The sequence below is a fragment of the Pseudomonas nunensis genome, assembly GCF_024296925.1.
Lineage (GTDB): Bacteria > Pseudomonadota > Gammaproteobacteria > Pseudomonadales > Pseudomonadaceae > Aquipseudomonas > Aquipseudomonas nunensis.
Window position 1 is genome coordinate 1,770,169 of record NZ_CP101125.1, and the last position, 25,214, is coordinate 1,795,382.

The following is a 25,214-nucleotide window of genomic DNA, read 5'->3' on the forward strand; positions in this document are numbered from 1 at the left end:
GGTCCGGGGGCAGGGGATCACTTACGCACGGTGCGCTGTTCGATGCGCTTCTCGAACGTGCCGCAAATGACCCGGTCGACGTAGATCCCAGGGGTGTGGATCTGCGCCGGGTCCAGCTCGCCGGGCTCGACGATTTCTTCGACTTCGACCACGGTGATCTTGCCGGCGGTGGCGGCCAGGGGATTGAAGTTCTGGGCGGTGTGGCGATAGATGACGTTGCCGAAATGGTCGGCTTTCCAGCCTTTGACGATGGCGAAGTCACCGGTGATGGATTCTTCCATCAGGTACTTGCGACCGTGGAATTCACGCACTTCCTTGCCTTCGGCGACCGGGGTGCCGACGCCGGTGGCGGTGAAGAACGCCGGGATGCCAGCGCCGCCTGCGCGCATTTTTTCGGCGAGGGTGCCTTGAGGGGTCAAAACGACTTCGATTTCGCCTTTCAGCAGCTGGTCTTCGAACAGTTTGTTCTCGCCGACGTAGGAAGCCACCACCTTGCGAATCTGCCGGTCTACCAGCAGCACGCCGAGACCGAAGCCGTCGACGCCGCAGTTGTTGGAAACCACCGTGAGGTCACGGGTGCCTTTGCGCTTGATCTCGGCGATGAGGTTTTCCGGGATCCCGCACAGGCCGAAGCCGCCGGCGATCACGGTCATGCCGTCTTCAAGACCTGCAAGGGCTTCCTCGTAGGAACTCACGCGCTTGTCGAAACCTGCCATATGCACCTCTTTTATTCTTTATGGGCGGCTGGCTAGCCATAGTGGAAGTGAGTGTCGCGCTGGCGTATTCATTTGTTAAGTTGATTTTTAAGGTTGATTGATAGATAAAACTCACCAATCAAATTTGTGGGAGCGAGCTTGCGCGCGATGGCGATTTCAAGGACGCCTTCGCGGGCAAGCCTCGCTCCTACAGATAGCACATACGCCAATTACAGGAGCCATTCGCCATGACCGTCAAGCAGATCCGCGCCTTCCTGGCCGTGGCCCAGAGCCTGAGTTTTGCCGTGGCCTGCGAGCGCTTGCACCTGTCGCAATCGGCGTTGAGCCTGACCATCAAGGCACTGGAAGAAGGCCTCGGCGGGCGTCTGTTCAGCCGCAATACACGTAACGTGGCGCTGACCCCGGAGGGTGAATCACTGGTGCCTCTGGCCCGTCGGCTGATCGCCGATTGGGACAATGCCGAAGACGAACTGCGCCAGCGCTTCACCTTGCAGCGTGGTCGCGTGACGGTGGCGGCGATGCCGTCGTTTGCCGGCAACCTTTTGCCGCCGATCCTCAAGACTTTCCGCGCGCGTTACCCAAAGGTCAACGTCACGGTGAACGACGTGATCAACGAGCAGGTGCTGGAAATGGTCCGCGATCGCCAGGTTGAACTCGGCGTGTCGTTCGAACCGGCCCACAGCACCTCGCTGGAGTTTACGCCGTTGTACATCGACCGCTTTGTCGCGGTGGTGCCGCATGATTCGGCGCTGGCGACACTCGACGATATCGACTGGCAGACGCTATTGAAGGAACCGTTTATCACCTTGCAGCGACCGTCCACGGTGCGGGTGATGCTCGAAGAACACTTGCAGGCTCGGGGTATGAAACTGCCGGTGGAGTTTGAAAGCCATCAACTGGCGACGGTCGGGCGGATGGTCGCCAGCGGGTTGGGCGTGAGCGCGGTGCCGGCGTTGTGTGTCAGGCAGATGCAGGAACTGGGCGCGCACTGCATCACCTTGCGCGACCCGGTGGTGGAGCGGGCGATTGGTGTGCTGACTAAACCGGGGCATGAACTGTCAGCGGCGGCGCAGGCGTTGTTTGATATTTTCAAGGAGGCCGATCTAGGTCAGCGATTATCCACCGGCTGATCATGGCCCCATGTGGGAGCGAGCTTGCTCGCGATGGCGGAGTGTCAGTCGACATCATTGTTGAATGTGACGACCTCATCGCGAGCAAGCTCGCTCCCACAGGGGTTTAGCGCATTTAGTGGGAGAGGCGCTGTGTCAGCAGCGGCAACAGTTGTTCGCAAGACCCCTCAATCTTCATATCCAGAATCTCATCCGCCCGGGTCTTGCCCAGGTTGATCGCAATCAACGGTTTGCCCTGATCCACCACCGCCCGGCACAACCGAAATGCCGAATACGCCATCAACGACGACCCCACCACCAGCAATCCCGCCGCTTTCTCAACTGCCGCCATGGCCTTGGCCGCCGTCACCTGCGCGACGTTCTCGCCAAAAAACACCACGTCCGGTTTCATCCGTTGCTCACCGCAATGGGGGCAGTGCGGGACTTGAAAGCGCGCTTCAAACGCCGGATCGAGCAAGGTATCGCCATCCGGCGCCTGCGTTGCATCGACCCCGGCCAAGTACGGGTTTTGCGCTTCCATCAGTTGCTGGATCGCATCGCGTTCGCTGCGCTGGCCGCAGTCCAGGCACAGCACCCGGTGCAGGCTGCCGTGGAGTTCGATCACGTCGTGGCTGCCGGCCTGGTCGTGCAGGGTGTCGACGTTCTGGGTGATCAGCCCGCCGATCTGCCGCGAACTCTGCAAACTGGCCAGCGCCTCATGGGCCGCATTCGGACTGGCAAGGCGCACTCGCGGCCAACCGAGCATCGCCCGCGCCCAATAACGGCGCCGCGATTCGGGAGCGGCGAGGAATTCCTGATACATCATCGGCTGCCGGCCCCGGCGTACGCCTTGGTTATCGCGGTAGTCCGGAATGCCCGACGGCGTGCTGATGCCCGCGCCGGTCAGCACCGCGAACGGCTGGTCGGCCATTAACTGCTGAAGTCGGTCGAGCTGTTCGCGGATGGGGCTGTCGAGCATGTTCAACACTCCGGGAGAACTTGAGTGTTTGCAGGGTAGCATTTGCCGATCACAACGCGGCTCTCGCAAATAACGCAACCTGTAGCAACTGGCGAAGCCTGCGTCCGGCTGCGCAGCAGTCGAAAACCTGAGCATGCGGTCCTTCTGATAAACCGCGTCCGCTGATTTCACGACTGCTGCGCAGCCGAACGCAGGCTTCGCCAGCTGCTACAAAGGCTGTGTTCACCTTATTTACGTGCTTCAAGAAGCAGTCGTAAAATTTGGGTGTTTGCAGGGTAGCATTTGCCGATCACAACGCGGCTCTCGCAAAAAACGCAACCTGTAGCAGCTGGCGAAGCCTGCGTTTGGCTGCGCAGCAGTCGTAAAACCTGATCTCGCAGATAACTCGACTCGTAGCAGCTGGCGAAGCCTGCGTTCGGCTGCGCAGCAGTCGTAAAACCTGAGCTTGCGGTCTTTCTGAAAAACCGCGTCCGCTGATTTCACGACTGCTGCGCAGCCGAACGCAGGCTTCGCCAGCTGCTACAAAGGCTGTGTTCACCTTGTTTCAGGTGTTTATTTACGTGCTTCTAGAATCAGGTTGAACGGCGTTTCCGTCGCCCGGCGGAAATGCTTGAAGCCGGCTTCGGTAAATACCTTGCGTAACCGCGCCTCACCGGCCTGGGCGCCGAGCCCGAGGCCGACTTCCTGAGACAGCGAGTTCGGGGTGCAGATGAACGTCGAAGCCGCGTAGAACAGCCGTCCCACCGGGGTGATGTTGTCGTCCAGAGAATCATTGGCATAAGGCTCGACCAACAGCACCGAGCCGTCCGGTTTCAGCGAGTCGTAGGCATGCCGCGCAGCGCCGACCGGGTCGCCCATGTCGTGAAGGCAATCAAAGTAGCAAACCAGGTCATAGTCGGTGCCTGGATAGCTTTTCGCCGTACCCTGAAAGAACCGCGCGCGTCCCGACACACCACCGGCTTCGGCGCGCTGGGTGGCGACGGTGACCGAGGGCGCGTGGTAGTCGAAGCCGACGAACCGTGAATCCGGAAACGCCTGCGCCATGATCACGGTCGAGGCGCCATGCCCGCAGCCGATGTCCGCGACTTTGGCCCCGGCCTCGAGTTTGGCGACCACGCCTTCCAGGGCCGGCAGCCATTCAGCGATCAGGTGCGCCTTGTAGCCAGGGCGGAAAAAACGTTCGGTGCCGCTGAACATGCACGGATGGTGCTCGCCCCAAGGCAGGGCGCCATCGCCGCGAAAGGCTTTCACCAGTTTGTCCTTGTCATGGAAAAACGACGCGACCACGCCGATACCGCCGGCGATGTACACCGGCGAATCCTCGATCGCCAAGGCCAGGGCTTGTTCTTCGGGCAGACGGAACTGGCCGTCCTGATGTTCCATGTAACCGGACGCGGCATGGGCGCTGAGCCATTCGCGCACCAGGCGAGGGTGGCAACCGGTCTTGTCGGCGAGTGCTTCGGGAGTGACTGACTGGCTGTCGGCCATGGCCCGATACAAACCGAGTTCTTCGCCGAGAATGACATTGGCCAGCATCGCCGCGCCGCCCATGTCGTTGACCAGTTTGCCCATGAAATCGTTGAGTCTGGCCTCGTCCATCACGTGTGCTCCTATTGCAGGATCACGGTCCAGAGGCCTTGTTTGTCGAGGCGTGCGCCCCTGGGCGGTGGTCGTGGGAATGATCAGGACGAGGACCCCGCCCTGCGTGCATTAAGTTTAGTCCGGGGGATAGGGACTGCTGCGCGGGGCGACGAAAGCAACTCTCAATGACCCGTACAAAACCCCCTGTGGGAGCGGGCTTGCTCGCGAAGGCGTCGTCAGCTTCCAGAAAATGGCTCCACGAAATGCCATGTAAGTGGCTCTTCTAGTAGAACCATTCCGGCCATAGGATTGGTTTTCCTCAATCGGAAACCAATAATCATGAAATCAAAAATGAGCTATCCGGCCGCCTGGAAATTGGCCGCCACGGTAATGTCTGCCGCACTGTTATCCGCCTGCGAACCACCGACCCGCGCGGACTTCATCAAGTACCCGTCACTGCGACAAAAGTGGTCGATGACCTGCGACGCTCGCAGTCACCTGGCCGAAGTCAACGTGAAAGGCTGCGAGAACTTGCGTCAGTGGCAAAGCGCCAATGAACAGCCCGGTTTGATGAATCAAAACCTGGGCAAGTGACGCTCGTCAGAAGGTGAATTGACGGGATGACGGCTGAGCCATTTCGGCATCGAGCAGATGCTCGACCAGCACATCGTTCAGAAAGCGGAACTGGTCATTGATCCCGACCACTTCGTTGCTGAAGTGATTGGCGGCAGCGGGCATCAGCAGCGCTTCGAAGTTCTTGTCGAACACCAGCGCGATCTCTTTGCGCGAGACCACGTGCTGCGAGTAGTAGTTGGTGCCGAACACCGGGAAACTGACGGCCAAAGTGACGATGCGGATCATGACGGGTGCTCCTCGGTGTGGCCGATGTCCAGGAAGAAACGTGAAAACAGGGTCAGGGTGACGGCGGTCAGGGCCAGGCAAGTCAGGAGATGGATCAACATGATGTGCCCCTCCGATGCGGGGTTTGCAGTGGGTATGGCCTGATCGTGCACCGGACAGTTTTTATGCGGAAGGCATTCGTTACGATGGTGGATATCGACGGGAATGATGGTGAAGGTTTTTTCATCGTTCTATCGCCGATCTTGTAGGAGCGAGGCTTGCCCGCGAAGACGGCCTAAAGGACACCAAAAAAACTCCAGACGAACGGCCAAAACCCTGAACCTATACTCAACTCAATAGCTTTATGAGCACCCGGCATTTCGCTCGGGAGCGACTCCAGGACACCGCGATCTTGAACCTGCGTTCGCTGATCGTCGCCGTGATGGTGGTGTTGGCCGGTTGCGCCACGTCTGCGCGTGCCCCGGCGCCAGCGCCGGTCGTGGTGGTGGCGCCGAGCACCTGGCAGCAGGTCGACCGGGAGATTGTCGCCGCATCGCAATCGGCCACCGAGCAGACCAAAATTTATGCGCGCGGGGCCATGGATTACTGGCGCACGCGGGTCTATCAACTGACCGAAGAAAACTTCATTCCCTGGTTCAGCAGTTACTGGACCCAGGAATGGCTGTCGATGAAGGTCAGTTGGTACACGATCAGCGCCACGGGCGAGCAGGATGCCTCGGCCAAACGGCTGGCGACTTATCTGCTCGATCAATACCAGAAACGCGTGCTGGCACCGGTCGCGGTGGAGATCGATCCCGATGCGATTCTCGGACTGGCCACGGCGTTCTACGTGGACATTCTCCAGGAAGAACTGCAGAAAATTTCCCAGCGCCACGGCGTGCCGATGGCGCAGCTCAACGGGCGGATCCAGAAGATTCCGGCGATTGCCTTGGGGCCGCCGCCGGCCCGGGATGCTTCGCTGTATCAAGTGGTACATACCGAACCGCTGAACACGCTGCCGGCCTATGCCGCGCTGATCGACAAGATCCACAAGGCCGGCGGCGACAAAGGCGTGGATTCGACGGAAACCGCCATGGCGCCAGTGGCCAAGCGTGCCAGCCAACGGATGGAGGCCGAGATGCCCACCCGTGGCGCCGCCAGTGCCGTGGCGGCGGCGGCAGGCAAACTGGCCGGCGGCTTGATCACGGTGGGCGTGGCGGGGATCCGCGCGATCATCCAGGCCAGCGACCGACCAGACAGCGAAGCGTTGATCCGCAGCAGCCTGGGCAACACCTTCGACAAGGCCTGGGCGAAGCTATTGCAAAACCCGACCACCGGCGTCATGGCGGGCACGCTGTATTTGGCCGCGCAAATCGAGGGGAATCTGGCGGGGAGTGCTGAAGTACCGTCGGTCAGTTCGGGCAGTGGCGCTGTCGATTGGAGCCCGGCGGAATCGACTACCCAGCAGATCGACCCCTGACCGATGCCGCTCAGGATGAACCCAGTCACTGTGGCGAGGGCGCTTGCTGTGGCGAGGGGGCTTGCCCCCGTTGGGCTGCGAAGCGGCCCTTTAGCCTTCCGCTGAGGTGTGTCAGACACGCCGACTTCGCGGATTTTACGACTGCTTCGCAGCCGAACGGGGGCAAGCCCCCTCGCTACAGGTTTTGAGTTCGCTTGGTATTGGTCTTTTACTCATCAAGGAGAACCACCATGTCTTACATCGATGGCTTAGTCGCCGCAGTCCCCACCGCCAACCGTGAAAAATTCATCAAGCACGCCGAGATCGCCGCGAAGATCTTCAAGGAAGCCGGCGCCCTGAGCATTACCGAATGCTGGGGCGATGACGTGCCCGACGGCAAGGTGACCTCGTTTCCAATGGCGGTGAAACTCAAGGAGGACGAAACCGTGATCTTTTCCTGGATCGTCTGGCCCGACAAGGCCACCCGCGATGCTGGAATGCAGAAAGTCATGGTCGATCCGCGTATGCAACAGGACGTCAACCCGATGCCGTTCGATGGCCAGCGTATGGTGTTTGGCGGATTCAACGTTGTGCTTCAGGCGTAAAAACCCAGCCCAGGATCACTCTGGCGACGGAGTGATCCTGCAACTCTTGCGATTGCGGATCTCGTTGTCCGTCGGTCGTTCCCGGACGAACTCGAAACGCGGCTCACCTTCGCTATAGTGAACCAGCCAGCCCCATTCCAGCTCGGACTCATTCTGGCCGGGTTGCGGCGGCATCGCCCACCATGGCTCTTTGCTGATGATCTCTCGCATGGCGCCCTCCGGTTGATTCGGTTGGTTCAACTATAACGTGCATGTCAGGAGGTGCCAGGCGTGAGCGACGAATCCCATGAACCGTTCAAGCGGCTGTTTTTTGCCTTGAGCTGCGCGCCGGAGCAGCGGCGGGCGATTGCTCAGTGGCGCGGCGCTTTGCAGCTACGCAGCGGACGGCCGGTGCCGGCGGAGAATTTTCACCTGACGTTGAAGTTTCTGGGTGCTGTGGGTGTGGCGCAGATTGCCGATATCTGCACGGCGGCAGCGAAGGTTCGGGTGCCGGGCGTGGCGCTGCGGGTGGTGCTGGATCGAGTGGATGTGTGGCGCAAGCATGGGGTTTTGGTGCTGGCGTCGGAGCAGGCGCCGCCGGAGTTGTTGCGGCTGGTGTATGCGCTTGAGCAGGCGATGCTGCCGTTTGGATTTGAGGATTCGCCGAAGGAGTTTCGGCCGCATTTGACCTTGATGCGGGACTACCGATTGCCGGTGCCTGAGTCCGAGACACCGCCCGAATTTATCCTGCGGGCCGAGCACTTCACGCTGTTCGAATCGCACAAGGGCCGCTATCGGGCGCTGGCCGAATGGCCGCTGATGCCCTAGGACAAAAAAAGGCGCCCGAGGGCGCCTGAAGTTCACCTTAACCGAGGAGCCAGGTGAGGCCGTTCGCAGGGAATGCAGCGGTGGTAAGGCGCTGTGTGAACGGAAGAGGGGACAGCTGAAATTGATGTTGGATGTCCGGGCCACTTCGCGAGCAGGCTCGCTCCCACAGGGGATCGTTGTCGTTCACAAGTCTGTGTTTCACCGCGGACTCCTGTGGGAGCGGGCTTGCTCGCGAAAGCGGTGTGTCAGTCGCCATTGATGCTGGATGTGCCGCCGTCTTCGCGAGCAAGCCCGCTCCCACATTAGAGCGGTGTGAACACACATTCCTTGTGGGAGCGAGCCTGCTCGCGAAGGCGTCTTCAAGCGAATTACTTGCCGAGTTTTACGCGGGTCCAGCCTCGGGTCATGACGCGCTGAACACCAATCGGCATGTCAGGAATCGCATACAGCGTCGCCATCACCGCCTGCGACGGATACGACCCCGGATCATCGCGAATCGCTTCATCCACCAACGGCGTCGCGGCGGCGTTGGCGTTGCTGTAGCCGATGTTGTTGGTGATCTCGGCGATGATGTCCGGGCGCATCAGGAAGTTCATGAACAGGTAGGCGTTGTCGACGTTCGCCGCGTCTCGCGGAATGGCGACCATGTCGTAGAAACTGCCGGCGCCTTCTTTCGGAATGCTGTAGTCGATCTTCACCGTGTCGCCAGCTTCCTTGGCGCGAGCCTTGGCCTGCAGCACGTCGCCGGAGTAACCCACGGCCACGCAGATGTTGCCGTTGGCCAGGTCAGAGATGTACTTCGAAGAATGGAAGTACGCCACCGACGGCCGAATCTTCATGAACAACGCTTCGGCTTCGGCAATCTGCGCTTTGTCCTGGGAGTTCACCGGGTAGCCCAGATAGTGCAGGGCGGCCGGGAGCATCTCGGTGGGCGAATCGAGGAAACTGATGCCACAGGCTTTGAGCTTTTCCGCATTCTCCGGCTTGAACAGCAAATCCCAGGAATTGGTCGGCGCATTGGCCCCGAGCACTTCCTTGACCTTGGCCGGGTTGAAGCCGATGCCGATCGAGCCCCACATGTACGGGAAGGCGTGAGCATTATTAGGGTCGCTGGCCGAAGCGTTTTTCAGCAACACCGGGTTAAGGTTTTTCCAGTTAGGCAGCTTCGATTTGTCCAGCGTCTGATACACGCCAGCCTTGATCTGCTTGGCCAGGAAACTGTTGGACGGCACCACGATGTCGTAGCCGGATTTACCCGCAAGCAGGCGTGCCTCAAGGGTTTCGTTGCTGTCGAACACATCGTAGGTCACGCGGATTCCGGTCTCGTCTTCGAACTTCTTGACCGTGTCCGGGGCGATGTAATCCGACCAGTTATAAACGCGCAGAACCTTGTCGTTGGCCTGGGCAACCGTCGCCAGGGCGCCCACTAAGGACAGTGTCAGCAGAGTCCTGCCAAACATTTTCATCGGTACAACTCCATTTCTTTTTTATTCAAATACGCAAAACAATGCAGTGCTGGCGCACCCCTTGTAGCAGCTGGCGAAGCCTGCGTTCGGCTGCGAAGCAGTCGTAAAACCTGCGAATTCAATCTTCCTGAAAGAACCGCAGTGACTGAATTCACGACTGCTGCGCAGCCGAACGCAGGCTTCGCCAGCTGCTACAAAGTGTGCGTGTTGCAGGCCATTAGGCCGTCGCTTCTACTCGTTGGTTTTTCTGTGGTTGCCAGGACTCGCTGGCCGTCTGGTCCATCGCTTCCTGGATCGCGCGTTTGCGGGTGGCTTCGGCGCGGCGGCTGAAGTACCAGACCATGAACGTCACGATCGAAACAGCGAGCAGAATCAGACTGGCCACCGCGTTGATCTCAGGTTTAACCCCCAGACGCACCGCCGAGAACACTTCCATCGGCAGGGTCGTCGAACCCGGCCCGGACACGAAACTCGCCAACACCAAATCATCCAGCGACAAAGCAAACGACATCATCCCGCCCGCCGCCAACGACGGCGCAATCATCGGAATAGTGATCAGGAAGAACACCTTCAACGGCCGCGCACCCAGGTCCATGGCCGCTTCTTCGATGGACAGGTCCAGCTCACGCAAACGCGCCGAAACCACCACCGCCACATACGCCGCACAGAAAGTCGTGTGGGCGATCCAGATTGTCACCAAGCCACGTTCCTGCGGCCAGCCGATCAACTGCGCCATGGCCACGAACAACAGCAGCAACGACAGACCGGTGATCACTTCCGGCATCACCAACGGCGCCGTCACCAAACCACCGAACAACGTGCGACCCTTGAAGCGGGTCACGCGAGTCAGCACGAACGCCGCCAAGGTCCCGAGCGCCACCGCCGCAATCGCCGTGTAGCAGGCGATTTCCAGGGAGCGCACCACCGAGCCCATCAGTTGCGTGTTGTCGAGCAAGCCGACGTACCACTTCACCGACCAGCCGCCCCACACCGTCACCAGTTTCGAGGCGTTGAACGAGTAAATCACCAGGATCAGCATCGGCAGGTAGATAAACGACAGGCCGAAAATCAGCATGAACTTTGAAAATCCGAAGCGTTTCATCCCCGTGCCTCCATCTCTTTGGCCTGGCTGCGGTTGAACAGCAGAATCGGCACAATCAGAATCAACAGCATCACCACCGCCAGGGCAGACGCCACCGGCCAGTCGCGGTTATTGAAGAACTCTTGCCACAGCACACGGCCAATCATCAACGTCTCCGGGCCGCCCAACAGTTCCGGAATCACGAACTCACCGACCACCGGAATGAACACCAGCATGCAACCGGCGATGATGCCGTTCTTGGCCAGCGGCACGGTGATTTTCCAGAAGTTGTTGAAGTTGCTCGAGCCGAGGTCCGACGCGGCTTCCAGCAGGCTGCCGTCGTGTTTCACCAGGTTGGCGTAGAGCGGCAACACCATGAACGGCAGGTAGGCGTAAACCACCCCGATGTAGACGGCCGTGTTGGTGTTGAGGATCTCGATCGGGTGATCGGTGATCCCGGTCCACATCAGAAATGCGTTGAGCAAACCGTTGTTACTGAGGATGCCCATCCACGCATACACGCGGATCAGGATCGCAGTCCAGGTCGGCATCATGATCAGCAGCATCAGGACGTTCTGCGTTTCCTTTTTGGCTCTGGTGATGGCGTAGGCCATCGGGAAACCGATCACCAGGCACATCAACGTGCTGAAAAACGCGACCTTCAACGAACCCAGATATGCCGAGATGTACAGCTCATCCTGAGTCAGCAACGAGTAGTTGCCGAGGTTCAGCAGCAGCTGGAATTTCTGCTCGGCGAAGGTGTAGATCTCCGAGTAGGGCGGAATCGCTAGCGCCGCTTCCGAGAAGCTGATTTTCATGACCAGAAAGAACGGCAGCATGAAGAACAGGAACAGCCAGATGAACGGAATACCGATCACCAGTTTGCGCCCGCTGGGGACCAGTCTTAGAAATTGCTGATTGAAGGTTTTCATGAGCGCAGTACCACGCCGCTGTCGTCTTCCCACCACACGTAGACCTTGTCGTCCCAGGTCGGACGCGCGCCCCGGCGTTCGGCGTTGGCCATGAACGACTGCACGACTTTGCCGCCAGGCAATTCGACGTAGAACACCGAGTGGCCGCCGAGGTAGGCGATGTCATGCACTTTGCCTTGGGACCAGTTGTAGCGCTGCTCCGGCTTGAGCGTGCTGACCAGCATTTTTTCCGGGCGGATGGCGTAGGTGATCGACTTGTCCTGCACCGAAGTGCTGACGCCGTGGCCGACGTAAATCTTCTGTTCCAGGTCCGGGCTGTGGATGATCGCGTGACCTTCCAGGTCCTCGACAACGGTGCCGTCGAAGGCGTTCACGTTGCCGATGAATTCACAGACCATGCGGCTGACCGGTGCTTCGTAAATGTCCACCGGGCTGCCGATCTGGGCGATCCAGCCGAGGTGCATGATCGCGATGCGTTCAGCCATGGTCATGGCTTCTTCCTGGTCGTGGGTCACCATCACACAGGTCACGCCGACCCGTTCGATGATCTGCACCAGTTCCAGTTGCATCTGCGAGCGCAGCTTCTTATCCAGCGCGCCCATGGGTTCGTCGAGCAACAGCAGCTTCGGACGCTTGGCCAGGGAGCGGGCGAGGGCGACGCGCTGACGCTGGCCGCCGGACAACTGATGGGGTTTGCGTTTGGCGTATTGGGTCATGTGCACCAGGCGCAGCATCTCTTCGACACGGGCGTCGATTTCGCTGGCGGACAACCGATCCTGCTTCAGGCCGAAGGCGATGTTCTGCGCCACCGTCATGTGCGGGAACAGCGCGTAGGACTGGAACATCATGTTGATCGGCCGCTCGTAGGGCGGCATGTCGGTGATGTCGACTCCGTCGAGCAAGATGCGCCCTTCGGTCGGACGTTCGAAGCCGGCGAGCATGCGCAGCAGGGTCGATTTGCCCGAACCGGAGCCACCGAGCAGGGCGAAGATTTCGCCTTGATGGATCTCCAGGGACACATCGTCCACGGCGGTGGTTTCGTCGAACTTCTTGGTCACGCGATCGATTTTCACCAAGACCTTTTTCGGGGCCTGGTGACCTTCAAGAGCCTTCCTGTAAGTGCTGGAGGCATTTGCCATGTGAAACTCCCAACAGGTTTCAGTCGTCGGGCCAACGCGGCCTGACTTAATAGTTGATTGCAAGCCCTGCCGGGTGATGTCAGTAAGTTCAGCGCTGGTCCCCTGTGGGAGCGGGCTTGCTCGCGAAAGCGGTGTATCAGGCAGCATCAATGTCGACTGACACTCCCTCTTCGCGAGCAAGCCCGCTCCCACCCTGGATTTGCGTTTGGCTCACTGGTATCTCCCGTAATGCTCGGGCTTATTCGGCGCCGCCGTCCTGGCTGCCTGGTGGTGCTTGTTGTTGTCTTGTTTCGTTTTTTACGCGTGAAGAAGCAGCGCGCGTCGGCGCAGCCGCCCGTTCACGAGGGCAGTTAAAGGGTTGAGTGAGGGTTTAAGTCGTCAGCGTTTTTTACGTAGCGCCGCCCGTTGCCGGCACGCGTCACCAAACGCCTGGAAAATACTTAAATACTGAGGATTCGATAGCACCTGCCATTCCGGGTGCCATTGCACACCGACGGCAAAGGTCGGGCTGTGGTCCACCGAGATCGCCTCGATCAAACCGTCCGGTGCAATCGCTTCGCAACGCAGCCCCGGCGCCAGTCGATCGATGCCCTGGCTGTGAATCGAATTGACCATGAACTCGGCAGGCAACTCCAACGCTTCAAACACGCCGCCCGGTTGCACGGTGACCGCATGGGCCGGCGCGTATTGCACCGCCAATTCCGGACTGTCCGCTTCACGGTGATCGAGCATGCCGGGCAGCTCGTGGACTTTCTGATGCAGGCTGCCGCCGAACGCCACGTTCATTTCCTGAAAGCCACGGCAGATACCGAGCACCGGCACGCCGGCGGCAATCGCTGCACGCAATAAAGGAAGAGTCGTGGCGTCCCGCGCCGGATCGTGATCCGTGCCGGGAGCACTGGCCGGGCCTTGATAGTGGAAGGGCTCCACATTCGATGGCGAGCCGGTCAGCAACAGACCGTCGAGCTGCGCGAGCAGGTCCTCGATTTCGGTCAGTTCGCCCAGGGAAGGAATGACCACGGGCAGCCCCAGAGCCGCGACGCTGACAGCACGCAAGTACTTGTCGCCGCTGACGTGGTAGGGGTGCAGGCCAATCTGTTTGACGCACGCTGTAACGCCGATCAATGGCTTGAATGCCATTTTTATCACCTCGAAGTTTCACACTTGAACGAGCTTTTCCGGAGCTTAGCCTTGTTGATTTTAATTAACAACTCTCATGTAAAAAATTCTAAACGCCGATCGTCTGATCCCGAGGAATTACGCGGTGCGCGGGACGTATCTGGCACTCTCGTGCCCATAAAAGGCCCGAAAATAAAGGTTGAAAGGCCAAGTGTTCGCTATTGACTTCACTTTGCCTTTCGGATTGACTGGGCTCGCAACAAGGTAGTGAACATAATAATTAACAGCTAATAGGTGCATCATGTCGGTCCCTCTGCGTACCGTTCAACTCAACGAAGCAAACGCATTCCTTAAGAAATATCCTGAGGTTTTGTACGTCGACCTTCTGATTGCGGATATGAACGGTGTGGTGCGCGGCAAGCGCATCGAACGCACCAGTCTTCATAAGGTTTACGAAAAAGGCATCAACCTCCCGGCGTCACTGTTTGCCCTGGACATCAACGGTTCTACGGTGGAAAGCACCGGCCTGGGTCTGGACATCGGCGACTCGGATCGAATCTGCTACCCCATCCCTGACACCCTGAGCATTGAGCCGTGGCAGAAACGCCCGACTGCGCAATTGCTGATGACCATGCACGAACTCGAAGGCCAGCCGTTCTTCGCCGACCCTCGGGAAGTGCTGGCGAATGTGGTGCGCAAATTCGACGAACTCGGCCTGACCATCTGTGCGGCGTTCGAGCTGGAGTTCTACCTGATCGATCAGGACAACGTGAACGGCCGTCCGCAGTCGCCGCGTTCGCCGGTATCGGGCAAGCGTCCGGTGTCGACTCAGGTGTACTTGATCGATGACCTCGACGAATACGTCGATTGCCTGCAAGACATCCTCGAAGGCGCGAAAGAGCAGGGCATTCCTGCGGACGCCATCGTCAAGGAAAGCGCCCCGGCGCAGTTCGAAGTCAACCTGCATCACGTCAACGACCCGATCAAAGCCTGCGACTACGCGGTGTTACTCAAGCGTCTGGTGAAGAACATCGCCTACGACCACGAGATGGACACCACGTTTATGGCCAAGCCGTATCCGGGCCAGGCGGGCAACGGTTTGCACGTGCACATTTCGATTCTCGACAAAGAAGGCAACAACATCTTTGCCAGCGAGGATCCCGAGCAGAACGCCGCGCTGCGACACGCGATCGGCGGTGTGCTCGAGACCCTGCCGGCGCAGATGGCCTTCCTGTGCCCGAACGTCAACTCGTACCGCCGCTTCGGCGCACAGTTCTATGTACCGAACTCGCCGAGCTGGGGCATCGACAACCGTACCGTTGCGGTACGTGTGCCAACCGGTTCGGCGGACTCGGTGCGCATCGAGCATCGTGTTGCCGGCGCTGATGCCAACCCGTACTTGTTGATGGCGTCGGTTCTGGCCGGTATTCACCACGGCCTGACCAACAAAATCGAACCGGGCCCACCGGTTGAAGGCAACAGCTACGAGCAGAACGAACAGAGCCTGCCGAACAACCTGCGCGACGCATTGCGCGAGCTGGACGACAGCGAAGTCATGGCCAAATACATCGACCCGCTCTACATCGACGTGTTCGTGGCGTGCAAGGAAAGCGAACTGGCCGAGTTCGAGAACTCCATCTCGGACCTTGAGTACAACTGGTATTTGCACACCGTTTAAAACGACAGCGCCGACCCAATGTGGGAGCGGGCTTGCTCGCGAAGGCGGCGGCACAGTCAATATTAATGTCGCCTGATACACCGCTTTCGCGAGCAAGCCCGCTCCCACAAGGGAATGGTGGTGGACACAAGATCTGCATCCACCGCTGATCAAATGTGGGAGCGGGCTTGCTCGCGAAGAGGTCGGCACAGTCAACATCGATGTCGTCTGACACACCGCCTTCGCGAGCAAGCCCGCTCCCACAGGGGATCTCATTGCACGTTTTAACTGACGATCACTTATTCCTCTGCGTCGAGTCACAACAATGACAAACACTCGCAGCGACTGGGAACAACGCTTCCAGTCCTTATCCATCGAAGGCCGCGCATTCATCGACGGTCAATATCGCGCAGCACTCAGCGGCGATACCTTCGAATGCATCAGCCCGGTTGACGGCCGTTTCCTGGCCAACGTCGCCAGCACCGACGAAGCCGATGCCAACGCGGCAGTCGCCGTCGCGCGCCAGACCTTCGAGTCCGGCATCTGGGCCAAACAGGCACCCGCCGAGCGCAAACGCATCCTGATCCGCTTCGCCGATCTGATCCTGGCGAACCAAGAAGAACTGGCCCTGCTCGAAACCCTCGACATGGGCAAGCCGATCAGCGATTCCATGAGCATCGACATCCCGGCGACCGCCAACGCGATCCGCTGGAGCGCCGAAGCCATCGACAAGATCTACGACGAAGTCGCCGCCACCCCGCACGATCAACTCGGCCTCATCACCCGTGAACCAACGGGCGTTGTTGCCGCCATCGTGCCGTGGAACTTCCCGTTGATCATGGCCAGCTGGAAGTTCGCCCCGGCCCTGGCCGCCGGTAACTCGTTCATCCTCAAGCCTTCGGAAAAGTCGCCACTGACCGCGATCCGCATCGCCCAACTGGCGCTGGACGCAGGCATCCCGAAAGGTGTGTTCAACGTCCTGCCGGGCTACGGCCACACCGTCGGCAAGGCACTGGCGTTGCACATGGACGTCGACGTGCTGGCCTTCACCGGCTCCACCGCGATTGCCAAGCAACTGCTGATCTACGCCGGGCAAAGCAACATGAAACGCGTTTGGCTCGAAGCTGGGGGGAAGAGTCCAAACGTGGTGTTCGCCGACGCGCCGGATTTGCGCGCGGCAGCACAAGCGGCGGCGGGGGCAATTGCCTTCAACCAGGGCGAAGTCTGCACCGCCGGTTCGCGGTTGCTGGTGGAGCGCTCGATTCGCGAGCAGTTCATTCCGCTGCTGGTGGAAGCGCTGCAAGCCTGGAAACCGGGGCACGCCCTCGATCCGGACACCACCGTCGGCGCGGTCGTTGACCAGCGTCAATTGGACAACGTGCTGCGCTACATCCAAGTCGGCAAGGACCAGGGCGCACAACTGATCGCCGGCGGCAGCCGCACCCTCGAAAGCACCGGTGGCCTGTACGTGGAACCGGCGATTTTCGACGGCGTGACCAACGCGATGACCATCGCCCAGGAAGAAATCTTCGGCCCGGTGCTGTCGCTGATCACCTTCGACACTGAGGAAGAAGCGCTGGCCATCGCCAACGACAGCATCTTCGGCCTGGCCGCTGGCGTGTGGACCAGCAACCTGAGCAAGGCCCACACCTTCGCCCGTGGCTTGCGTGCCGGCAGCGTCTGGGTCAACCAGTACGACGGCGGCGACATGACCGCGCCGTTCGGCGGGTTCAAACAGTCGGGTAACGGTCGGGACAAATCGCTGCATGCGTTCGACAAATACACCGAACTCAAAGCGACCTGGATCAAGCTCTAAGACCTTTACAGCGGCGGTCGCAGGCCAGCCTGCGACCATCGGAGAAACGTATGAAACCAACAACACATGTAAACAGCTACTACGCCGCCACCCGCAACTTCACCGGCGAATTCCCGGTGCTGGAACAAGCGGTGGACTGCGACGTCTGCGTGATCGGCGCCGGTTACACCGGTTTGTCATCGGCGTTGTTCCTCTGCGAAGCGGGCTACAGCGTGACCGTGCTCGAAGCTGCCAAAGTCGGCTTTGGTGCCAGCGGTCGCAACGGCGGCCAACTGGTCAACTCCTACAGCCGCGACGTCGACGTGATCGAAGAACGCTACGGCGACAAAACCGCTGAAGTCCTCGGCAGCATGATCTTCGAAGGCGCCGACATCATCCGTTCGCGCATCCAGCACTACGACATCCAGTGCGACTACAAGCCCGGTGGCATCTTCGCCGCGCTGAACAAAAAGCAACTCAAAGGCCTGGCCGAGCAGAAAAGCAGCTGGGAACGCTACGGCAATAAAAACCTGAAAATGCTCGACGCGGCAGACATCCGGCGTGAAGTCGGTTGCGACAACTACGTCGGCGGCCTGCTCGACATGCAGGGCGGCCACATCCACCCGCTGAACCTGGCCCTGGGCGAAGCCTCGGCCATCATCGGCCTGGGCGGCAAAATCTACGAACAATCGGCGGCGGTGGAAATCACCTACGGCGAACCGATCACCGTGCGCACCGCCAAAGGCGTGGTCCGCGCCAAGTACTTGTTGATCGCCGGCAACGCCTACCTGCCGCAAGACCTCGACAACCGCGTGACGCGCAAAAGCATGCCCTGCGGCTCGCAAATCGTCGTCACCGAACCGTTGTCCGAACAGGTCGCGCGCAGCCTGATCAAAAACAACTACTGCGTCGAAGACTGCAACTACCTGCTCGATTACTACCGCCTCACCGCCGACAACCGCCTGCTGTACGGCGGCGGCGTGGTCTACGGCGCCCGCGAACCGGACGACATCGAGCAACTGATCAAACCGAAAATCCTCAAGACCTTCCCGCAACTGAAGGACGTGAAGATCGACTACCGCTGGACCGGCAACTTCCTGCTGACCATGTCCCGCATGCCGCAATTCGGCCGCATCGAGAAAAATGCCTACTACATGCAAGGCTACAGCGGCCACGGCGTCACCTGCTCACACCTGGCCGGCAAACTGATCTCGGAAATGATCCGCGGCGACGCCGAACGCTTCGACGCCTTCGCCTCGTTGCCACACATGCCCATGCTCGGCGGTCGCACCTTCTCGGCGCCACTCACCGCCATGGGCGCCGCGTACTACTCGCTGCGCGACCGGTTCGGTATCTAAGCCATCGCGCAATCCCCCTGTGGAAAACAATCCCCGTGGGAGCGGGCTTGCTCGCGAAGGCGCCGTGTCAGTCACCAAAGCTATGGCTGACTCACCGCTTTCGCGAGCAAGCCCGCTCCCACAGTTTTGTTCCCGGCCAGGCGCAGATTGTGTGTTTGGCATTGATCCCCTGTGGGAGCGAGCTTGCTCGCGATGAGGCCATATCAGTCACCATTGCTATCGACTGAATCACCCTCATCACAAGTAAACTCACCCCAAAGCTCCCGCACCAAAACAGACCAGAATCAGCCCCACCAGCCTTTTTACCCCACCACCCATCGAACCTGCTGAGCAACACGAACAAACGTGATTTAATACCCGCCTTTCACGTTTCTGGGACAGGGAAGCGGTGTTCCTCGCGGCCAAAAGTCGCCCGCCATCCACCCCCATAACCCCTTAAGTAGTTCACACATAAGGCTGTCATGGACACGGGCTCACGACTCAAATTAGTACGCGAAAGCTACAAACTGTCCCAGCGCGAGCTGGCCCGCCGTAGCGGCGTCACCAATGCCACCATCTCCCTGATCGAACAAAATCGCGTCAGCCCCTCCGTCAGCTCCCTCAAAAAACTGCTCGAAGGCATCCCCATGTCCCTGGCGGACTTCTTCACCTTCGACCAGCCACCGCGTGAGCATCAATACGTATTTCGGGCGAATGAACAGCCGGATCTTGGGCGGCATGGCCTGCGATTGCTGCTGATCGGCGCTTCCGTGCCGAGCCGGCAGATGCGCTTGCTGCGCGAGCAATACGCGCCTGGGGCGAGTTCGGGCGAGGAACCGATCGTTCACTCCGAAGGCGAGGAGTGCGGTCTGGTGACGCGCGGAACGGTTGAGCTAACGGTGGATGGGCAGATTAGTGTGCTGAACGCCGGGGATGGGTATTACTTCCCGACGACACTGCCGCATCGGTTTCGAAATATTGGGGCGGATGAAGCGGAGATTATTAGCGCGAATACGCCGGCTAACTTCTGATAGCGATGAACTCTGGCATCGCTAAAACTTGATTTTCCTCGCATGATAAAAGTCCGATTCCCGCTCAGGTTTCGGACTTTTATTATTTGCGCAGGTCTAAAAATATCTTTTGCGCAACTAAACCCCTAGGCTTCCCGTTTGAATATCCTTTATAGGTTTGGTTTTTTTGGTGCGTTGCTTTTGGATCTTTGGGATAAATATGTAAGAAAAAAGAAGGTGGTGTGTAGGAGTCTTCGGATCGTCGTTCTTTGATGTCGTTTATTAGAGTGAGTAGTAGTAATGACAGGATTATAATTTTGGATGCATGTGCAGATTGTATATGTGCTCAAAAAGGGTGTCAGGCTTCCTGAGGGGGTAATAATGCGGTTGCGGGTTTTCTTCACCGTTTTAATTTCGGACTTACTAGCTGTTATGCTTTCTATGCTTTATGCGGCATTCCTTGCGAAGTTAATAGAAAAAGCGGTTCCTTTAAGTGGTATTTATTATTGGCTGGTGCTAGGCTTTCTTTTTGTTTTTTTGTTATTTGTTAACTTTTATTATTGTTTTCCCAGTTACATTGATGTTTCACATGGGCGCGATCGAAATCCCCGCAGAGACTCTGCTTGGGTTGCGTATTTTGGTGTTTTTGTCAGTTCTTTATTTTTGACTGCCGTGATCGATCTACAAATTGATCAGGCAATTTCGCTGCAAGGCAGCCTTTCGTTTTTCGTTAGTGCGGCTATTTTTGCATTGGTTTTTTCCTGTTTATGTCTTTATATAATGAAGCTTCGTCGAAAAAAGTAATATGCTTGAGATTTGATTATTTTAAATTTGTTTCTTCTGCCATATTTTTTATTGTGATTGTATCGACTAAGGCTTCAAAGGCCAGTGCCAGCTTTCCTGTTTGTCTGTACGCTCGCTCATAATTGATAGGGTCTTTTCTGAAAAGCTCAAGTGTATCGTTTTTACGCACTAAGCTCATTACGCCGAAAGCTGATAGTCCCAAGTCTACAGAGTAATAGAGTGTGTCGCCGATTTTCGTGTTTTCGGCTAAATATTGATATGTTTTTCTGATTGGCCCTACTGTGCCGGGAGCGCCAGGTCCGTTGTATATATTTCCTGCGCTTTCATAAATATTATTGGTGCCGTGCGCGATGTAGGTTAATCCGACGACTGATTTAATGCCTCTTGAATTTCCGAGTAACGAAGCACCCGTTTGAACTTGCATTGCTCCCGCTAAAACACCAATACCATTTTGAGTATAAAACATCGCTTTGGATGATAATTCTGCATACTCATCTCTGATACTCTGCAAGCCCTGTCGTGCGCTGATTAAGCCCTCGTCAACCGCTTGGATAATCTCGTTGGCAAAAGAAGAAATAATCGAACTAAATTTAAGTTGTAAAAAGCTATCGTACAAATGTGTGGCGCCAAGGGTACATCCAAGCGCGACCAAATCAGAAGCAGTTCTAGTCACATCATGAATATCACAAATATCATCACTCATCTTCTTTCCCCTAAAAGCTGTAAGCACTTGTACCCGCTTGAACGTGTGTCCAGCTGATATCTCGATAACGAATGGATACCATTTCTTGTGGCTGATCTTCGTTCATATGTATGGAGTGAGGAACTTGAAGATTCAAATGAGCGATTTTTGCTCCGGTTAATCGTATTGAATAATACTTATCCTGGCCGCCGGCTGGTGATGTTCGATAAAAATGTATCGTGCATTCGATTTCTTCACGTTCGTGCAGAGCACTTGCCAGCAGTGGAGAGGACTTATCGATGTTCTTGGTGATCATGATAGGCAGGTGCTTGCCGCGATTGCTTGAGTATCCGCCGTCATTACCTGTGGTCATATTGTGCGAATAAGCCAGAACCATGATTTCATCTTCATGCCCGATCTGGCATTTGTTGCCGATAGAACTTTGGCTAGAACAACCTGCAGAAATCAAACCTTGCCGCTTGCCCGTAATACTCATGTAACCGTGATTCGCCATGCGTGACACTCCCATTTAGTTGCTTGATCGATCTATTTCAAGAGTAACAAGTGCTCTGTCAGAAGGGATCTGGTGTAATTGAGTGCATCAAAGAGTTCGGAGTTTTCTTACGAAGAACAAAGAAAAACTCGATAGAAGAACCCTACAACTCTGCGCAATGGTCACCAGATTGAATGCGCATCAGCGCGGATCGAAAACGAGATTACGATCGCATCGTTGCCGGGTTGACAGACGGGACCATCCCAAACACTATCGACCCATGACCTACACACGCCAGATGAACATGATGTGCTCCTCCATGACCGCTTCCGGCGGGCCATGAGGTCACGCGTTCATAGGATTTGACGCAGTTACCCAAAGCCCCGCCAGAAATGGACGGGGCTTTTTAGTTCTTCGTCCATTGATGGCTAATGGAGAAAGAGATGTTTGAGATCAGACGCGCCGCACCGAGCGATGCGCAAATTGCGTTCGAGATACGCCTTCAAGCTATACGGCATCAATGCATTGGGGCCTACACCGAAGAGCAAATGCTTGCCTGGACGGCAGGGGTTGCTAAGGATGGGTATGACATCCTGATGGACAAGCACTTTTATCTGGGTTGTATTGACGGTGAGCCGGTGGCGACGGGGATGCTGGATCTGGATAACTGTGAGATCGGGGCGATCTTCGTACTGCCAGGATTTATGCAGCAAGGCATCGGCTTAAAAATCCTCTCTCACCTGGAAGTTTTGGCGCGGGGGTTGGGGGTGGATCGAGTCAATTTGGACGCAACATTGAATGCGGCTGACTTTTATCGGCGGTGCGGTTATGTCGGTGATAAATCCTCTATTTACCATTCTCCTTCGGGGCTTCAGTTGGCGTGTGTGCCGATGCTGAAAGGACTTAATAGCGATACGTTTTTCAGCGCTCGTTCTTCCAATGTTGTGTTAATCGCGCGCAGGAAGATTCGACATGATCAACCATAAGACTATGGTGCTTACCCGAGCGGCGATCCTGTCTAGCGGCTCGCCGGGTGCGAGCGCTACGACTACCTCCCCAAGCGGCGCCAGTGGCACCATCCAGCCGGCACCGAAACAGACAATGCAGATCCGGATGCAGGTTCGCTTAAAAAAGAGGCGGATGGCGATATTACCGATAATGGACCTGCTCCGGCAGGATCTAAGGCTGGAGGTGGAGCGCAGGCGGTTGGGGCAGAAGCAGTGGGGGGAACTCTTTTGTTGGTTAGACTGTATTCAGCAATGAAGATAAGCCCGGCTTTGAGTCGGGCTTTTTGATTTACGGAAAAAGTAACTTCTACCTGTTTAAATTTTTTAGGGTATATCTTGTATCTTGAACGATATTTTTAATGGTTTGCGCGGATGTATTATTAAACCTTGGGCTGGGCCATCGGATATGAATAAATTTGATAAAACTGAAATTAATGCACCTAACAAAACATATCCATAGAGTACCTGAATCATAATGATGCACTGGGCAGCCCAGCTATCAGGCCGTGCAAACATATCTCCGAAGCCCAGCGTTGTCATCGTAACTATTGAGAAATAGAGGCTCCGTATCGGTTGCCATGGTTCTAACCCAATTATCATATTCGGAAAAACGCAGTAAATTAGCGCAAATAGGAAACATATACTGAAAAATGCTTTAACGATCCGCGCTGTTGAATTTCCATAATCGGAGTGTAACCAAAAAGCTTTTACAAAAAAGCTTTTCACGTCGCTTCTTTGCCGGTACCAGTCGTTCCAATTGTGTCGCCGATTACAATACTGTAATGTTTGGCGTAGTCCTGATGAGAAGTTGGCGCTTTCAAAATTGGTAGCTCTGAAATCGGTTCTGATTGATACATTGAATAAATCAAAAAAGGTTTCATTGTCAAATTTGGCCTTGATAAAAGATGCTCCGCAAAGATTTAATCTGTGCTCACTTCCCAAAAAAGGGTTGTAGCCTCCGCCTATGAATCGTGCGCCCTCAAGGTTGGCTGCGACGAAATTGGTTTCATAAAAGTTGCATTCGAAAAATCTTGTAAATTTGAAAGTTGCTTCTTGCAAATTTGCGCAGGTGAAATCCACCATTGTAAATTTTGTGCTTTCAAATTGTGCTCTAACGCAAACGGTGTCATGAAAAAATCCCCCGGAAATATCTGCTCCTTGGAATTCAGCCTCCATTAGGTTTACATCTGAAAAGTCAATGCCGGAAAGTATTGAGTTTTTAAAGTTTGCTTTGTATAAATCTGCACCTCGGCCGTTTTTTGATTTGAAAATAGCATCGCTTATATTTAAGTTGCTCAAGTTTGCACCACGAAGTTTAATGGTTTCATCTAAATTTGAAACATATTCATTCCAAGTGGTGAAGTCGCCTTTTATAGCGCAAGATACTAAAAGGGCGTGTTGATCTTTGTTAGGTTTTTCTATTGAGTCGCTATTCATAGTGATCCTTTTTTAGCTGAAACCTTAAAAGACGGCAAGAGGGCTAGTTGTCGAAGAGCTTGAAAAGAAAAAATTTAATTTTCCGGTGCGGCTACAATTCTTCATAATACTCAATCAGTCCTTTGCAAAATTTTTTTCCTGCTAGTTCAACTCCGTAATGGCCAAGTCCTTTTTTTAATGCGAATACATGATTGCCAAGTTGTCTGCTTTTGTTTTCATCATCGTGTTTCAAAGTTTGTCTAAGTTTGTGATAAAAATGAACTGCTTGGTATTCGCCGATATGATCAATAAATAATTGATTATCGATATCCTTGCAGATTTTAAACACGAGTTTTTGATATTTTACAGCTTTTTCCCTGCTCAAGGTTTTAGGTTTTGAGATGTTTACGACTTCATGGTTTCTACTTGCTTTTATATCTCTTCCAAATGCGTGCCCCAAATCATTTCGTATCTTTCTGATGCTTTCTAGGGAGCGAGTATTTTTCAAAAGGATATCGGGGGCTTTTCCAAAAATTCTCAAAAAAGAATTTGTTCTGCTGTTCCAGTCTCCTTTTGTGCAATTTAAGATTTCATCTTCGAAGTTCGACGAGTGTTTTTTTCCGTGTTTAAGAATTTCTATTCCGTCAATTCTTTTACTTGCTCCAAATAGCACGCCAGTATCTGATTCTAGTGCCAATTTAACAACGGTTGATAAATATGTTTCAAAGTTTGAGCTGATCGCCATTACACAATTCAAATTTATCCAGTTGTCAGCTGTGTTGTAAGAGTCTGACCAGGATTTTACAGTATCAAATCCACATAGCATTAATTCTTCACTGTTAGGAAAGTACTTGTTTATTGGGTCCTCCCAGTTTGCTTTCTTAGATCCAAGATATTTATAGGTGAATTTTAGTGCGCTGGCATGGGCGATTAGCATAGTGCTAAGCTCAGCGTTATGTTTTTGAAAAACTTGAAAGGGCCACGTCGTTCTTCCTCGGCCCGCCCATCTATCGAACTCTCGGGTGCTAGCTACCATATTGTATGTGATCCTCGCATTTGAATAAGACGGAGCTTGTTTTTTTGGTTTTTATGTGTTTGTAGGATGCGTGTTAAATAACCTTTGGTTATTGCTATTGGAGAGGGGCTGTAACACTTGACTTGGCTTTGGCTGCTGTCGTGA

The 25,214-nt window shown here is 55.8% G+C and carries 25 protein-coding genes; 11 read left to right on the top strand and 14 right to left on the bottom strand.

Annotation, left to right across the window (positions count from 1 at the left end):
- Positions 1 to 17: 17 nt before the first annotated feature.
- Positions 18 to 716 carry a CoA transferase subunit A gene (locus tag NK667_RS07900; RefSeq protein WP_054051106.1) on the bottom strand — a complete coding sequence of 233 codons (699 nt, stop codon included), beginning with the start codon at positions 714 to 716 and terminating at the stop codon, positions 18 to 20.
- A 227-nt stretch (positions 717 to 943) separates the two neighbouring features.
- On the opposite strand from NK667_RS07900, the gene NK667_RS07905 reads away from it, so the two are divergent.
- A complete protein-coding gene (locus NK667_RS07905) occupies positions 944 to 1,846 on the top strand; it encodes a LysR family transcriptional regulator (RefSeq protein WP_054614287.1) in 903 nt (300 codons plus the stop codon).
- A 115-nt stretch (positions 1,847 to 1,961) separates the two neighbouring features.
- Here NK667_RS07905 and NK667_RS07910 read toward each other — a convergent pair whose 3' ends face one another.
- The gene (locus NK667_RS07910; RefSeq protein ID WP_054614288.1) at positions 1,962 to 2,804 is read right to left on the bottom strand and encodes an NAD-dependent protein deacetylase; all 843 of its coding nucleotides are present in this window, start codon (positions 2,802 to 2,804) and stop codon (positions 1,962 to 1,964) included.
- 552 nt (positions 2,805 to 3,356) lie between these two features.
- Positions 3,357 to 4,403: a class I SAM-dependent methyltransferase gene (locus NK667_RS07915; RefSeq protein WP_054051113.1), complete on the bottom strand. Its 1,047-nt coding sequence runs from the start codon at positions 4,401 to 4,403 to the stop codon at positions 3,357 to 3,359.
- 333 nt (positions 4,404 to 4,736) lie between these two features.
- On the opposite strand from NK667_RS07915, the gene NK667_RS07920 reads away from it, so the two are divergent.
- The gene (locus NK667_RS07920; RefSeq protein WP_236708567.1) at positions 4,737 to 4,979 is read left to right on the top strand and encodes a hypothetical protein; all 243 of its coding nucleotides are present in this window, start codon (positions 4,737 to 4,739) and stop codon (positions 4,977 to 4,979) included.
- 6 nt (positions 4,980 to 4,985) lie between these two features.
- Here the strand turns inward: NK667_RS07920 and NK667_RS07925 are convergent, their stop codons facing one another.
- The gene (locus NK667_RS07925) at positions 4,986 to 5,246 is read right to left on the bottom strand and encodes a hypothetical protein (protein WP_054051117.1); all 261 of its coding nucleotides are present in this window, start codon (positions 5,244 to 5,246) and stop codon (positions 4,986 to 4,988) included.
- A 391-nt stretch (positions 5,247 to 5,637) separates the two neighbouring features.
- On the opposite strand from NK667_RS07925, the gene NK667_RS07930 reads away from it, so the two are divergent.
- Both NK667_RS07930 and NK667_RS07935 read left to right on the top strand, forming a co-directional pair.
- Complete coding sequence (locus NK667_RS07930; protein ID WP_054616225.1) at positions 5,638 to 6,705, top strand: hypothetical protein; 1,068 nt, start codon at positions 5,638 to 5,640, stop codon at positions 6,703 to 6,705.
- A 230-nt stretch (positions 6,706 to 6,935) separates the two neighbouring features.
- Complete coding sequence (locus NK667_RS07935) at positions 6,936 to 7,289, top strand: DUF1428 domain-containing protein (RefSeq protein ID WP_054614290.1); 354 nt, start codon at positions 6,936 to 6,938, stop codon at positions 7,287 to 7,289.
- Between the two features lie 15 nt (positions 7,290 to 7,304).
- Here NK667_RS07935 and NK667_RS07940 read toward each other — a convergent pair whose 3' ends face one another.
- Positions 7,305 to 7,499, bottom strand: a complete 195-nt coding sequence (locus NK667_RS07940; protein ID WP_054614291.1) for a hypothetical protein — start codon at positions 7,497 to 7,499, stop codon at positions 7,305 to 7,307.
- A gap of 60 nt (positions 7,500 to 7,559) precedes the next feature.
- Between NK667_RS07940 and thpR the strand changes: the two genes are divergently transcribed.
- Positions 7,560 to 8,096 carry an RNA 2',3'-cyclic phosphodiesterase gene (thpR, locus tag NK667_RS07945; protein WP_054614292.1) on the top strand — a complete coding sequence of 179 codons (537 nt, stop codon included), beginning with the start codon at positions 7,560 to 7,562 and terminating at the stop codon, positions 8,094 to 8,096.
- 368 nt (positions 8,097 to 8,464) lie between these two features.
- Here thpR and NK667_RS07950 read toward each other — a convergent pair whose 3' ends face one another.
- The 5 genes from NK667_RS07950 to NK667_RS07970 form a co-directional block, all read right to left on the bottom strand.
- Positions 8,465 to 9,562 carry a polyamine ABC transporter substrate-binding protein gene (locus NK667_RS07950; protein ID WP_054614293.1) on the bottom strand — a complete coding sequence of 366 codons (1,098 nt, stop codon included), beginning with the start codon at positions 9,560 to 9,562 and terminating at the stop codon, positions 8,465 to 8,467.
- A gap of 217 nt (positions 9,563 to 9,779) precedes the next feature.
- Positions 9,780 to 10,664 carry an ABC transporter permease subunit gene (locus tag NK667_RS07955; protein WP_054614294.1) on the bottom strand — a complete coding sequence of 295 codons (885 nt, stop codon included), beginning with the start codon at positions 10,662 to 10,664 and terminating at the stop codon, positions 9,780 to 9,782.
- Positions 10,661 to 11,575 carry an ABC transporter permease subunit gene (locus NK667_RS07960; protein ID WP_054614295.1) on the bottom strand — a complete coding sequence of 305 codons (915 nt, stop codon included), beginning with the start codon at positions 11,573 to 11,575 and terminating at the stop codon, positions 10,661 to 10,663. Before NK667_RS07960 ends, NK667_RS07955 begins: the two co-directional genes overlap by 4 nt.
- Complete coding sequence (locus NK667_RS07965) at positions 11,572 to 12,714, bottom strand: ABC transporter ATP-binding protein (protein ID WP_054614296.1); 1,143 nt, start codon at positions 12,712 to 12,714, stop codon at positions 11,572 to 11,574. The genes NK667_RS07960 and NK667_RS07965 overlap by 4 nt, the downstream gene beginning before the upstream one ends.
- 378 nt (positions 12,715 to 13,092) lie before the next feature.
- Positions 13,093 to 13,854 (bottom strand): gamma-glutamyl-gamma-aminobutyrate hydrolase family protein, encoded by a 762-nt coding sequence (locus NK667_RS07970; protein WP_054051134.1) that lies wholly within the window; start codon positions 13,852 to 13,854, stop codon positions 13,093 to 13,095.
- A 280-nt stretch (positions 13,855 to 14,134) separates the two neighbouring features.
- Between NK667_RS07970 and NK667_RS07975 the strand changes: the two genes are divergently transcribed.
- The 5 genes from NK667_RS07975 to NK667_RS07995 all read left to right on the top strand — a co-directional run bounded on the left by NK667_RS07975 (position 14,135) and on the right by NK667_RS07995 (position 20,436).
- Positions 14,135 to 15,511 (top strand): glutamine synthetase family protein, encoded by a 1,377-nt coding sequence (locus NK667_RS07975; protein WP_054614297.1) that lies wholly within the window; start codon positions 14,135 to 14,137, stop codon positions 15,509 to 15,511.
- Positions 15,512 to 15,815: 304 nt separating this feature from the next.
- Positions 15,816 to 17,306: an aldehyde dehydrogenase gene (locus NK667_RS07980; protein ID WP_054614298.1), complete on the top strand. Its 1,491-nt coding sequence runs from the start codon at positions 15,816 to 15,818 to the stop codon at positions 17,304 to 17,306.
- Between the two features lie 50 nt (positions 17,307 to 17,356).
- Positions 17,357 to 18,643 (top strand): NAD(P)/FAD-dependent oxidoreductase, encoded by a 1,287-nt coding sequence (locus tag NK667_RS07985; RefSeq protein ID WP_054051140.1) that lies wholly within the window; start codon positions 17,357 to 17,359, stop codon positions 18,641 to 18,643.
- Between the two features lie 461 nt (positions 18,644 to 19,104).
- A complete protein-coding gene (locus NK667_RS07990) occupies positions 19,105 to 19,653 on the top strand; it encodes a cupin domain-containing protein (protein WP_007895886.1) in 549 nt (182 codons plus the stop codon).
- 300 nt (positions 19,654 to 19,953) lie between these two features.
- On the top strand, positions 19,954 to 20,436 hold the full coding sequence (locus NK667_RS07995; RefSeq protein ID WP_054614299.1) for a hypothetical protein: 483 nt from the start codon (positions 19,954 to 19,956) through the stop codon (positions 20,434 to 20,436).
- A gap of 16 nt (positions 20,437 to 20,452) precedes the next feature.
- On the opposite strand, the gene NK667_RS08000 is transcribed toward NK667_RS07995, so the two are convergent.
- Both NK667_RS08000 and NK667_RS08005 read right to left on the bottom strand, forming a co-directional pair.
- On the bottom strand, positions 20,453 to 21,139 hold the full coding sequence (locus NK667_RS08000) for a DUF4225 domain-containing protein (protein ID WP_054614300.1): 687 nt from the start codon (positions 21,137 to 21,139) through the stop codon (positions 20,453 to 20,455).
- A 10-nt stretch (positions 21,140 to 21,149) separates the two neighbouring features.
- Positions 21,150 to 21,632, bottom strand: coding sequence for an Hcp family type VI secretion system effector (locus NK667_RS08005; protein WP_083471292.1), 483 nt, complete (start codon positions 21,630 to 21,632; stop codon positions 21,150 to 21,152).
- A 422-nt stretch (positions 21,633 to 22,054) separates the two neighbouring features.
- Between NK667_RS08005 and NK667_RS08010 the strand changes: the two genes are divergently transcribed.
- Positions 22,055 to 22,597, top strand: a complete 543-nt coding sequence (locus NK667_RS08010) for a GNAT family N-acetyltransferase (protein ID WP_083471293.1) — start codon at positions 22,055 to 22,057, stop codon at positions 22,595 to 22,597.
- Between the two features lie 345 nt (positions 22,598 to 22,942).
- Here NK667_RS08010 and NK667_RS08015 read toward each other — a convergent pair whose 3' ends face one another.
- Both NK667_RS08015 and NK667_RS08020 read right to left on the bottom strand, forming a co-directional pair.
- The gene (locus tag NK667_RS08015; RefSeq protein WP_083471294.1) at positions 22,943 to 24,055 is read right to left on the bottom strand and encodes a pentapeptide repeat-containing protein; all 1,113 of its coding nucleotides are present in this window, start codon (positions 24,053 to 24,055) and stop codon (positions 22,943 to 22,945) included.
- Between the two features lie 91 nt (positions 24,056 to 24,146).
- Positions 24,147 to 25,070: a hypothetical protein gene (locus NK667_RS08020; protein ID WP_201783188.1), complete on the bottom strand. Its 924-nt coding sequence runs from the start codon at positions 25,068 to 25,070 to the stop codon at positions 24,147 to 24,149.
- Positions 25,071 to 25,214: the final 144 nt, after the last annotated feature.